This is a genomic window from Pseudomonas abyssi, from assembly GCF_003444685.1.
Classification (GTDB): domain Bacteria; phylum Pseudomonadota; class Gammaproteobacteria; order Pseudomonadales; family Pseudomonadaceae; genus Halopseudomonas; species Halopseudomonas abyssi.
Genome location: NZ_LMAZ01000002.1, coordinates 232,171 through 243,736, shown reverse-complemented (window position 1 = coordinate 243,736; position 11,566 = coordinate 232,171). Strand labels below are relative to the sequence as shown.

The following is an 11,566-nucleotide window of genomic DNA, read 5'->3' as shown; positions in this document are numbered from 1 at the left end:
AATCAGTGGGCGCTCAACTGGTAACGCTGGTTGCCGCCCAGGTGCAGCTCACCGGTCAGACGCCAGCCGCCTTCACCGGGCTTGTCCGGATCGCTCAGCTCGATATAGCGACGACCTTCGATCTGCTTCTCCAGCTGGCCGGTGTAGGTGTTGCCGCTGATCTGCCGCAGCGTCACCGAGCGATCACGGGAGGCGTGAGCAGGGGAGATCATGTCCAGCGTCAGACTGCGCGGCAGGGCGGGCAGGTCGCCCTCCAGCTGCAGGCTGATATCGCCGGTTACCGAGTCCACCATGAAGCTGGCGGCGATGCCCATATCACGCGCATGGTGATCGCGGTCCAGCGTGAGGTTGATCGCCTTGCCTTCGCTGTAGTAGTTGTCGCGCACCAGGCTGTCCGGGTTCATGGTTGCCACCAGCAGCAGGCCGATGCCGATGAACACGGCAAAGGCCAGAATGGCGATGACGAACCAGGCCCAGATTTGCTTGTACCAGGGCGATTGCGAAGGGTCGTGCGTCATGGATGTTCCTGTGCTCATCAGCGTACCTGCGGCGCCATGAAGCGACTTTCTGCCTCGGCCTGCACGCTGTCATCGTCTTCAGCGGTGACCACAAAGGTGATCGGTATGTTGGTCGCGCCGTTCAGCGCGCCCGGCTCCATATGGATGTTGACCGGCAGTTCAAGCTTGCGGCTTGGCGCGACGGTCAGGCGGTTGTCCGGCATCTGCAGTTGCAGCGCCGGGTGCCCGCTGACGTCGATTGTGTAGGTGCGCTCGGTCTGACCCTTGTTGAAAACTTTGACAATGTACACGTTCTCGATGTCCCCGGCACGGGTTTCTCTATACAGAACGTTTCGATCTCGCTCGATATCCAGCGATACCTGAGCCAGGTTGCCGACGGTGATGATAAACATCACGATCATGGTCACCAGAGCCGCGCCATAGCCCAGCAGGCGAGGGCGCAGCCAGTGGGTCTTCTTGCCTTCGAGCTCGTGCTCGGTGGTATAGCGAATCAGACCGCGCGGGTACTCCATCTTATCCATGACCTCGTTGCAGGCATCTACGCAGGCTGCGCAGCCGATGCATTCGTACTGCAGCCCGTGACGGATATCGATGCCGGTCGGGCACACTTGCACGCAGATGTTACAGTCGATGCAATCGCCCTTGCCGACCTCAGCCGGGTCGACGCCTTTTTTGCGGGCGCCACGCGGCTCACCGCGTTTGGCGTCGTAGGACACGATCAGGGTGTCAGCGTCGAACATGACGCTCTGGAAGCGTGCGTAGGGGCACATGTGAAAGCACACCTGCTCGCGCAGCCAGCCAGCGTTGATATAGGTGGCGGCGGTAAAGAAGAACACCCAGAACGCGGCCCAGCCGGCAATCTGCAGGGTGAACAGGTCTGCTACCAGTCCGCGGATGGGCGTGAAATAGCCAACAAAGGTGATGGCGGTCAGCACCGAAACCACCAGCCAGATGGCGTGCTTGGCACTGCGGCGCAGGAACTTGTTGACGCTCATGGGCGCCTTATCGAGCTTGATGCGTGCATTGCGCTCGCCCTCGGTGATGCGCTCTGCCCACATGAAAATCCAGGTCCAGACAGTCTGCGGGCAGGTATAGCCACACCATACCCGGCCGGCGAACACGGTGATAAAGAACAGGCCAAAGGCGCAGATAATCAGCAGAAAGGACAGCAGGAAGAAGTCCTGCGGCTGGAAGGTCGCGCCAAAGATATGGAACTGGCGGGCGGGCAGATCCCAGAGCACCGCCTGGCGGTCGCCCCACGGCAGCCAGACCGTGCCGAAGTACAACAGAAACAGTGCAGCCACGCCGGCCAGGCGTACGTTCATAAACAGGCCCTTGTAGGAGCGGGTCTGGATTTTCTGGCGCTTGGCGTAGAGGTCGTAGGTTTCGACCTTGGGTGTTACATCTTGGACGGGGATTTTGCTCATGGTCAGACTAACCCTATCAGGCGGAAGGGGTGCACGGCGACAGGCCTCTCGTAGGGCCAATCTTTGCCGCTAAGCTGGTGCGCGATGCAAGACGCGTACTTTCTCAATATTGAAAATAGACCTCTTGGTCCGCAGCCACAATGCGACAGGTAGTCGCGTCAAAAAAAACGGGGAGGCCACTGGCCTCCCCGTTGGGTACTGCAACCACTGCTGCGGCTTACTGCTCGTCTTTGTGGGACAGGCTGTAAACGTAGGAGGCCAGCATGTGGATCTTGTCTTCACCCAGGTGAGCCTGTGTCGGCATGTGGCCGTTACGACCATAACGCACAGTCTGCTGAACCTGCAGGAAGCTGGAGCCATACAGCCAGATGTCGTCGGTCAGGTTGGGCGCACCCAGTTGCTGGTTGCCCTTGCCATCCGGGCCGTGGCAGACCGCACAGGTGTTGGTGTAGGTGGTTTGGCCTGCGGCCAGATCAACGTTCTCGGTTTCCAGGCCGGACAGGCTGCGGACATAGCCGGAGACGTTGCGCACACCATCTTCACCGATAACCGCGAGCCACGCCGGCATCGCTGCCTGACGACCTGCGCGCAGGGTGGTCTTGATGGTTTCCGGGTCACCGCCGTACAGCCAGTCGTTGTCGGTCAGGTTCGGGAAGCCGAACGCGCCGCGGGCGTCAGAGCCGTGACAGACCGAGCAGTTGGTGGCGAACAGACGTTGGCCAATAGCAACCGCTTCAGGGTCTTTGGCGACTTCTTCAACCGGCATGGCGGAGTACTTGGCAAAGATCGGGGCAAAGGCTTCTTCGGCCTTGGCGACTTCCGCTTCGTACTGGCCTTCCTGGGTCCAGTTCAGGTAGCCCGGCCACTTGCCCAGACCCGGGAACAGGAACAGGTAGATGGCGCCGAATACCATGGTGGCGATGAACAGCACGAACCACCAGCGGGGCAGCGGGTTGTCGAACTCTTCAATGCCGTCAAAGCTGTGGCCCAGGGTTTCTTCGGTCTGTTCCTTGCGTTGGCCCTTGCGGGTCGCCAGCAGCAGCCAGAGGATGAGGCCCAGGCAGGTCAGGGTCAGGACAACAATGTACCCGCTCCAGAAATTAGTCATTACTTGTCACTCCTAGCATCTTTGTGCTGCTCACCGGAGGCCTTGTCGTCCTCTTCGTCCGCGAAGGGCAGCTGGGCTGCCTCATCGAAGTCCTTCTTCTTGGACGCGCTGTAGGCCCAGATCACGACGCCGACGAAGGCGACAAACGCGAATACTGTGCCAAGGCCTCGGAGAGTATTGATATCCATGGTTGCTTACCGATCCGACAGGACAGTGCCAAGGTGTTGCAGGTAGGCAATCAGAGCATCCATTTCGGATACGCCCTTGACTGCTTCCTGAGCACCGGCGATGTCTTCATCGGTGTAAGGAACGCCCAGAGTACGCAGCACTTCCATCTTGCGGGCGGTATGCTTGCCATCAAGCACGCCATCCTGCAGCCAGGGGAAGGCTGGCATCTTGGATTCCGGCACCACGTCCTGAGGTCTGATCAGGTGAGCGCGGTGCCAGTCGTCGGAGTAACGACCGCCAACACGGGCCAGGTCCGGACCGGTGCGCTTGGAGCCCCAGAGGAAGGGGTGTTCCCAGACGCTTTCGCCGGCAACCGAGTAGTGACCATAGCGCTCGGTCTCGGCACGGAACGGACGGATCATCTGCGAGTGGCAGCCAACGCAGCCTTCGCGGATATAGATGTCGCGACCTTCCAGCTCCACTGCGGTGTACGGGCGCAGGCCCTCTACCGGCTCGGTGGTTTCCGGCTGGAAGAACAGCGGTACGATTTGAACCAGGCCGCCGAAGCTGATGGCAAACACCATCAGAAAGATCATCAGGCCAAGATTTTTTTCTACTGTTTCATGCAGTTTCATTTAGCACATCCCTCAGGCAGTCTGGGCCGCAGCTTCGAGTTGAGCTGCTTTGCTGTGGCGCACGGTGCGCCATACGTTGTAAGCCATCAGCAACATGCCGAGCAGGAAGAAGGCACCGCCGATTGCACGGACGATGAAGCCCGGGTGGCTGGCTTCCAGCGCCTCGACGAAGGAGTAGGTCGGGGTGCCGTCAACGTTGACTGCGCGCCACATCAGGCCCTGAGTGATGCCGTTGACCCACATGGCCACGATGTACAGCACGGTGCCGATAGTCGCCAGCCAGAAGTGAGCATTGATCAGCGAGGTGCTGTACATGGCTTCACGACCGAAGACTTTCGGGATCAGGTGGTACAGCGAACCGATGGAGATCATGGCAACCCAGCCCAGAGCACCAGCGTGTACGTGACCAATGGTCCAGTCGGTGTAGTGGGACAGCGCGTTCACGGTCTTGATGGCCATCATCGGACCTTCGAAGGTGGACATGCCGTAGAACGCCAGCGCGACAACCAGGAAGCGCAGGATCGGGTCGGTGCGCAGTTTGTGCCAGGCGCCGGACAGGGTCATCATGCCGTTGATCATGCCGCCCCAGCTGGGTGCCAGCAGGATCAGGGACATCACCATGCCCAGAGACTGAGCCCAGTCAGGCAGCGCGGTGTAGTGCAGGTGGTGCGGACCGGCCCAGATGTAGATGGCGATCAGCGCCCAGAAGTGCACGATGGACAGGCGGTACGAGTAGATCGGACGCTCGGCCTGCTTGGGAACGAAGTAGTACATCATGCCCAGGAAGCCGGCGGTCAGGAAGAAACCAACTGCGTTGTGGCCGTACCACCATTGCACCATCGCATCGGTTGCGCCAGCGTACATCGAGTAGGACTTGGTCAGGGTCACCGGGATCGCCATGCTGTTGACGATGTGCAGGACCGCAACGGTGATGATAAAGCCACCGAAGAACCAGTTACCGACGTAGATGTGCTTCATCTTGCGCTTCATGATGGTGCCGAAGAACACCAGCGCGTAGCTCACCCAGACAACCGCGATCAGGACGTCGATCGGCCACTCCAGCTCAGCGTATTCCTTGCTGCTGGTCAGGCCCATGGGCAGGGTGATTGCAGCGAGGACGATAACCGCTTGCCAACCCCAGAAGGTGAAAGCAGCGAGGCCATCGGATACCAGGCGGGCCTGCGTCGTGCGCTGGACCACATAGTAGGAGGTGGCGAACAGGGCACATCCGCCAAAGGCGAAGATGACCGCGTTGGTGTGCAACGGACGCAGACGTCCGAAGGTAGTCCACGGCAAGCCAAAATTCAGTTCAGGCCAGACCAGTTGGGACGCAATAAAGACGCCCATGGCCATGCCCACGATACCCCAGACCACCGTCATGACGGCGAACTGGCGTACCACCTTATAGTTATAGGCTGTCGGAGTGGTAGCTGTGCTCATGCGAGATTCCACGGATAGCAGTTGGTTTATTGGGTTTAAAGCGCTGGCAAGTATGAGGAAAGCCCGCGCGCATTGCAATGACATAGGTCAGTGTCGGGATGCGTCGCAAAGCCCTTCAAAGGCTTGAAACGGCGAGAATTTTGCTCTTGTATGGCCTGCTCGCCATGGCCCCACCAGGGTGGTTGCCCGAGATAGCTTCACCGCTAGCGCGTCGGAGAGACAAACGTCGGGACAGGGTTCAGACTAGCCCCCTACCGGGGTTATGTGAAGGTGCAGCAGGGCGCAGTTTATGTGACATCGTGTCGCAGCGTACGGATCTATATAAAGGAAGGTGTTATGCAATCAGTGCTGACCGACCAGCCAGCCGGCGAGCCCAGAGCAACGCTGCTGCTGGCCCATGGCGCCGGCGCGCCGATGGACAGCCCGTTTATGACGCAGCTGGCGGCGGCGCTGTCTGCCCAGGGGATCAAGGTGGTGCGCTTTGAGTTCCCCTATATGGCGGCGCGCCGCGACGATGGCCGCAAGCGTCCGCCCAACCCGATGCCGATGCTGGAGCAATGTATGCGCGAGCAGGCCGCTGGGGTTTCCGGGCGTCTGTTTCTGGGCGGCAAGTCGATGGGCGCACGCGTGGCCAGTCAGTTGGCGGCGGAGGTGGGGGCCGCCGGCTTTATCTGCTTTGGCTATCCGTTTCACCCGCCGGGCAAGCCCGAACGTACCCGTATTGAGCATTTGCAGCAGATCGGTTGCCCGGGGCTGATAGTGCAGGGCACCCGGGACCCCTTTGGCAAACCAGATGAGGTCGCGGCCTATCCGCTGGATCCTGCACTGCAGTTGCACTGGCTGGAGTCTGGCGAACACGACTTTCGGCCGCTGAAGTCCAGCGGCCTGACACAGCAGGCGCTAATAGAAGAAGCGGCAGACGTCGCCGCCGCGTTTATTGCGGCGGCCGAGCGTTAGCTGCAAGGCGGAAGCTTCAAGCCACAAGCCACAAGCCACAAGCCACAAGCTGCAAGCTGCAAGCTGCAAGCTAAAATCTAAAAGCCCAAACTGTCTTGCTTGCAGCTTCCAGCTCGCCGCACAGCGGCGGCCCTCAGAGCCCCAATGCCGCCGGTGCAATCGCGGAAGACATCGTCCCCCAGCGGCGGCCTTTGACAAAGATCGGCACATAGAGCACGAACACCACGGTGGTGGTGCCGGGCAGCACAAAGGTACCCAGATTGAGGTAAGTGCAGCTGGCCATAATGCGCAGGTCGGTGTCGCTGGACACCGCAAACCGCTTGTAGTTGCTGCGTGCGGCATCAATGCGCGGGTCGCCGGTGGGTGGTTGGGAGGAGGCGCTGCGGCTGGTCGGCAGATAGCCGCGCTCGTTCACCGCAGCGGTGTAAACAATACCGTCCTGGCCGCCCTTGTCCCACTCGTCCAGCAGTGGTCGAATGCGTTCGATAAAGGCATCGGCCCAGCGCACGTCGTGCTTGGGCGGGTTGGTATTGGCTACCGGCGTGTAGTTTTGATCAAACAGATCAACGCCGTTGTCGGCCAGCGCGTCCAGGCGTTGCTCGATTTCCTTGCGCCGTGCCATCAGGACTTCGGTCACGGCTTCCAGCTGGCCTTCGCCCAGACGGAAACCGGCCAGCGAGCGCAGCGCCAGGTTGGTGTTATCACGCAGCGCATCGGCCTGGGTGTGGGTGGCGGCCATATGCTGGCTGATGGTCAGGCTCAGGTCACGAATCTCGCCGCCGTGCTGCAGTGTTTCGGCGTTGGTGGCGGTCAGTTCCTCCAGGGCGCTGCTGACCATCAGCAGATCGTCGTTGGCCCGCTGGAAGTCATCAACCATGGCATCGAACTGATCGGCTGCGCTGCTGACGGCCGTGCCAGTTGCCTCGGTCTGCTCCAGCATGCCGAGGGTCTGGGCATCTGCGCCAGCCATGGCGTCGCTCATCTGGCCCATCAGTTGGCTGATCTGTTCGGCGGCGTTGCCGACCTTGAGCGACAGGTTGCGTACCTCATCGGCCACCACTGCAAAGCCGCGACCCTGCTCGCCAGCGCGGGCGGCTTCAATCGCTGCGTTGAGTGCCAGCATGTTGGTCTGCGCAGAGAAGTCCTGCACGGTGGTCAGGATGTCGCGGATCTTTGCCGAGGTGGCGTTCAGGGCGCTGACGTTGTCCTTGAAGCCACCCATGGCGTCGCTGATTTGTTGCATCTTGCTGCGGGCATCGCTCATCTGCTCGCGCGACTGACGGGCCATTTCCAGGTTGCGGGAGTTGACTTCGGTGACACCGGTGGCGCGATGGGAGATGTCCTGCAGGGCACTGGTGGTTTGCTCGCTGGCATGGAAGATCAGTTCGGAGACCTGCTGCTGGCTTTGCGCGTCCCGCGCCGCCTGTTCTGCCAGCAGGCGGCTATTGGCTGAGGCCAGCGCCGTGCCCAGGCTGTTCTGCTGCAGCTCCAGCATGATGGCGCGCAGACGCTCATTGAGTTTTACGTACTCTTGAATGGCTGGGTCGTCGCTGTGTTTCTCATTGCCCAGGCGCAGATCAATCTGCTTGCCGTTAACGCGTTGCAGGCTGGCTCCCAGTGCGCCGCTGCCGCCGGCTCCGCCCTGCAGCTGCCAGGTAAACGCGAGCGTCGGGATCAGCATGGCCAATGCGGCCCAGAAGAGCACGCCGGTCGTGCTGAGCAGCACTGCGGCAAACAGAAAGAGTTCGCAGATGATCAGCCCGGCCAAGGCTAGCCGGCCACGAGCGAGGACGGGCTTGGCGGCGGGCGCAAGCGCCTCGGCGTGTTGCTCTGACATCATGGGTGCCTCCTGGGCGCTTCTCGATATTGTTGTTGTAACGGCATGCGCTGCCCTGAGGGGCTGAGGCAAAAAAGCAAATAGTCCGTTAACGATCAGAATATCGGCGCTGATTCGCAAATTCGATAGGACAAAAACGTCATATTTGATGGCGTTTTGTAATTAGTCCTGGGCGAGCGAAGGCAGCCACAGCGATATCTCGGGAAAGAGTATCAGTAACACTGTCGCTATCAGCAGGATGAATATGAAGGGCGGTGTGCCGCGAATGACATCGAAGTAGGGCCGGCGGAAGATCGCCATGGCCGTAAAAATGTCGCAGCCGAACGGCGGTGTTGCCGATCCGATGGCGGCCTGCAGGGTGACAATCACGCCAACGTGCACCGGGTCCAGGCCGGCAGCTTCGACTGCGGGCTTGAACAGCGGTGTGAGGATGAGAATGACCACGATGGGGTCAACGAACATGCAGCCGATGAAAAACGACACGGCGATCAGGGCCAGCACCAGGGTCTGGTTGTCGCCGATGCTGGCGATCACCGGATCCAGGATGGCCTGCGGAATACCGGCAAAGGAGATGGCGTAGGTAAAGGCGTTGCCGGCTGCTACCAGAATGAACACCACGGCGGTGATCAGTCCGGTAGACAGTGCCACATCCCACAACTCGCGCAGCTTTACCGCGCGCAGAATGACGACCTCAAGAATCAGGGCATAGAGCACCGCGATGGCCGCAGCCTCCGTCGGGCTGAACAGGCCGCCGTAGATACCGCCGACCACCACCAGAGGAAAGCCGAGCGGCAGCAGCGCCTTGCGCAGGGCCAGCAGACGTGTGGTCCAATCGCTCTTTGGCTCTGGCGCAATGCCCATGCGGATGGAGGCGACCCAGCAGTAGATAGAGAACAACAGCAGGATCAGCAGGCCGGGGATGATACCGGCGATAAACAGGTCACCGATTGAGGAGCCTGAAATCACCCCGTAGATGATCATGCCGATACTGGGCGGAATCAGTAGCGCGATGTCGCTGGCGTTGATGATCAAGGCGATGCTGAAGGTGTCTGAGTATCCCTTCTCCAGCAGCTTTGGGCGCATCGGCCCGCCCATGGCGACCACCGTTGCCTGGGTCGAGCCCGACACTGCGCCAAACAGGGTGCAGCTGGCGGCGGTGGTGATCGGCAGGCCGCCACGCAGGTGGCCGACAAAGCTCTGCACCAGGTCCAGCAGGCGGTTGGCTGTATGCCCGCGCGTCATCAGGTCGGCAGCAAAAATGAACAGCGGTACGGCGGCGAGTGCCCAGGACTGCACGCCGCTGATCATCTGTCCCATCAGCAGGCTGACGTTGCCCAGATCGATGACCAGAAACAGCAGCATGAGCGCGGCGACCAGCAGCGGCACCATCATTGGGAAGCCCAATGCCAGCAGCACGATCATGGTAATGAAGGTCAGGGTAAGCATGGGTCCGTAGCCTTGGTCAGAGCGCGCCGTCGTCCGGAATGGCGTCGTATTCGTCCTTCTCGGTGAAGGAGCGGTAGACCTCGCGAGAGGTCAGATTGCGCACGGCGGTGAGCACAAACTGGATGCCGGCCAGCACAAAGCCGACCGGGGCCGCGAGGTAGGGAATCCACAGCGGAATCTGCAGGGCGGAGGAGGTGCGGCCGCGCTCGTAAATGTTGGTGACATAGTCACCAGCGTGCCAGGCCAGGTAGAACATCAGGGCAGCGGTGCCCAGGGCGATGAAGATCATCAGCGCCTTGCGTGGTTTGCCGCTGAGCTGGTCGAAGAAAGCGGACATGCTGATATGGCGTGCGCGCCGCACGGCGTAGCCGAGCCCCGAGAAGGTCATGATGATCAGGCTGATCTGGGTGAGCTCAACCTGGCCTGTCACACCATTGCCGAACAGCTGCCTGCCCAGTACGTGCACGATCAGCAGTCCGGCCAGAAACAGCACGCTGCTGCCCAGAATGATTTTTTCGACCCACTCGGTAACGCGGTCTACCGCGCCCAGCAGACGTAGCAGCAAAGAGCCGCTCGTGTGGCTTGCCGACGGCTCGGCTGGCTGGGGCATGCAATGTGTCCTGTGTGGCTATTGTCTCCGGGCTGACCGATCAGACCTCGTCTACGCTATCTGCTTGTGCAATGTCGTAATTCGGACGCTGCAGTCAGAATGCGATCTGGTCCGTAGTTTCGGCGCCTTTTTTGACCTTAACTCATATAAAAGGCTTTTGCACGGCGTGGACATGCGGTTGTGCTGTGTTAAGGTTCGTGAGGAATCCAGAACAGTTGATAAGGAGTGTTCCATGAATTGGCGCAATGGATGTATTGGTGCAGCAGCGATCATGCTGGCAGCGTGCGGGTCCGAGGAAGAACCGACGGCATCGAATACCACCCCTGCAGCGGAGGAGCCGACTGCGGCTGCCGAAGTAGAAACCGAAACATGGGGTTTTGCCCTGGAAGAGATTGATGGCAGCGTGCAATACGAGTACGGCGCCAAGTTTGCCGAGCTGATCAAGGAAAAGACCGACGGCGCGGTAGAGGTCAAACTCTACCCCTACGGCCAGTTGGGTGGCCTGACCGATATCTATGATCAGGTCCAATCCGGTGCAGTGCAGTTTGCCTTCGGCTCCGGTTTTCTGGGCGGTACCGTTCCCGAGTCGCAGCTGTTCAGCCTGAACTTCGTGCTGACCGACGACGAGAAGACCAATACCGAAATTCTCAACGACCCGGCCTTCCGCAAGAACGAGGACCTGGTTGCCTCCTACCGTGATCGCGGCCTGCAGCCGCTCGCCATTGTGCCGGAAGGCTGGCAGGTCTGGAGTGCCAACAAGGCGGTCCGCACCCCCGAGGATTTTGACGGCCTGGCCATCCGCACCATGGATAACCGCCTGCTGCGCGAAACCTACAGCGCCTACGGCGCCGACCCGACCACCATGGAATACGGTGAGCTGTTCAGCGGCATGCAGCTGGGTCAGCTGGATGGCAACATCCAGCCGGTGTTTGCCCACCAGGAAATGGACTTCTACAAGGTGCAGGATTACCTGATCTTTGCCAACCAGGCTCAGTTCATCGCGACCTTTATGGCCAACAGCGACTGGTATGACGGCCTGAGCCAGGAGCGCAAGGATGTGGTCGAAGAGGCAGTGGTCGAGCTGGTGCCGTGGATTCACGACGTGCAGACCCGCCTGAACACCGAGCGTCTGGATATCATCACCGAGAACAGCGACATCGAACTGGTTTACCTGACCGCTGAAGAGCGTGAAGCCTTCCGCGAGCGCAGCCTGCCGGTGCGTGATGTGTTTGCCGAGATGGTCGGTGAGCGCGGTACTCGCCTGATGAACACCCTGATCGAGCAGGTAGAGCAGGCCGATGCTGCCAAGGTGGCCCCGGCTGAGCAGGAGTCCAGCGACGAGGCAGAAGAGGCTGACGCCGAGCCACAAGCTGACGCCGCCTGATCAGTTGCGTTAAAGCAGCGGCCCGCCGGCTCCACC

At 60.5% G+C, this 11,566-nt stretch carries 11 protein-coding genes; 2 read left to right on the top strand and 9 right to left on the bottom strand.

The window, feature by feature from the left end:
• Nucleotides 1-2 precede the first annotated feature (2 nt).
• From ASB58_RS09330 to ccoN, 6 genes are all read right to left on the bottom strand, one after another.
• Entirely contained in the window at nucleotides 3-518 is a 516-nt protein-coding gene (locus ASB58_RS09330) for a FixH family protein (protein ID WP_181977906.1), read from the bottom strand.
• Between the two features lie 17 nt (nucleotides 519-535).
• The gene (ccoG, locus tag ASB58_RS09325) at nucleotides 536-1,945 is read right to left on the bottom strand and encodes a cytochrome c oxidase accessory protein CcoG (RefSeq protein ID WP_118130224.1); all 1,410 of its coding nucleotides are present in this window, start codon (nucleotides 1,943-1,945) and stop codon (nucleotides 536-538) included.
• A gap of 217 nt (nucleotides 1,946-2,162) precedes the next feature.
• Nucleotides 2,163-3,053 (bottom strand): cytochrome-c oxidase, cbb3-type subunit III, encoded by an 891-nt coding sequence (gene ccoP / locus ASB58_RS09320; protein ID WP_118130223.1) that lies wholly within the window; start codon nucleotides 3,051-3,053, stop codon nucleotides 2,163-2,165.
• Nucleotides 3,053-3,241 (bottom strand): cbb3-type cytochrome oxidase subunit 3, encoded by a 189-nt coding sequence (locus ASB58_RS09315; protein ID WP_083727161.1) that lies wholly within the window; start codon nucleotides 3,239-3,241, stop codon nucleotides 3,053-3,055. Before ASB58_RS09315 ends, ccoP begins: the two co-directional genes overlap by 1 nt.
• Before the next feature lie 6 nt (nucleotides 3,242-3,247).
• Nucleotides 3,248-3,856, bottom strand: a complete 609-nt coding sequence (gene ccoO / locus ASB58_RS09310; protein ID WP_118130222.1) for a cytochrome-c oxidase, cbb3-type subunit II — start codon at nucleotides 3,854-3,856, stop codon at nucleotides 3,248-3,250.
• A gap of 12 nt (nucleotides 3,857-3,868) precedes the next feature.
• The gene (ccoN, locus tag ASB58_RS09305; RefSeq protein ID WP_118130221.1) at nucleotides 3,869-5,296 is read right to left on the bottom strand and encodes a cytochrome-c oxidase, cbb3-type subunit I; all 1,428 of its coding nucleotides are present in this window, start codon (nucleotides 5,294-5,296) and stop codon (nucleotides 3,869-3,871) included.
• A 336-nt stretch (nucleotides 5,297-5,632) separates the two neighbouring features.
• Here ccoN and ASB58_RS09300 point away from each other — a divergent pair, with 336 nt between their 5' ends.
• A complete protein-coding gene (locus tag ASB58_RS09300) occupies nucleotides 5,633-6,253 on the top strand; it encodes an alpha/beta family hydrolase (protein ID WP_118130220.1) in 621 nt (206 codons plus the stop codon).
• Nucleotides 6,254-6,386: 133 nt separating this feature from the next.
• Here the strand turns inward: ASB58_RS09300 and ASB58_RS09295 are convergent, their stop codons facing one another.
• From ASB58_RS09295 to ASB58_RS09285, 3 genes are all read right to left on the bottom strand, one after another.
• Nucleotides 6,387-7,496, bottom strand: a complete 1,110-nt coding sequence (locus tag ASB58_RS09295; protein WP_425221988.1) for a methyl-accepting chemotaxis protein — start codon at nucleotides 7,494-7,496, stop codon at nucleotides 6,387-6,389.
• A gap of 756 nt (nucleotides 7,497-8,252) precedes the next feature.
• Nucleotides 8,253-9,536, bottom strand: coding sequence for a TRAP transporter large permease (locus ASB58_RS09290; RefSeq protein ID WP_118130218.1), 1,284 nt, complete (start codon nucleotides 9,534-9,536; stop codon nucleotides 8,253-8,255).
• A 16-nt stretch (nucleotides 9,537-9,552) separates the two neighbouring features.
• Nucleotides 9,553-10,146, bottom strand: coding sequence for a TRAP transporter small permease (locus ASB58_RS09285; protein ID WP_096004121.1), 594 nt, complete (start codon nucleotides 10,144-10,146; stop codon nucleotides 9,553-9,555).
• Nucleotides 10,147-10,378: 232 nt separating this feature from the next.
• Between ASB58_RS09285 and dctP the strand changes: the two genes are divergently transcribed.
• On the top strand, nucleotides 10,379-11,530 hold the full coding sequence (gene dctP / locus ASB58_RS09280; RefSeq protein WP_202974619.1) for a TRAP transporter substrate-binding protein DctP: 1,152 nt from the start codon (nucleotides 10,379-10,381) through the stop codon (nucleotides 11,528-11,530).
• The last annotated feature ends 36 nt before the right edge of the window (nucleotides 11,531-11,566 follow it).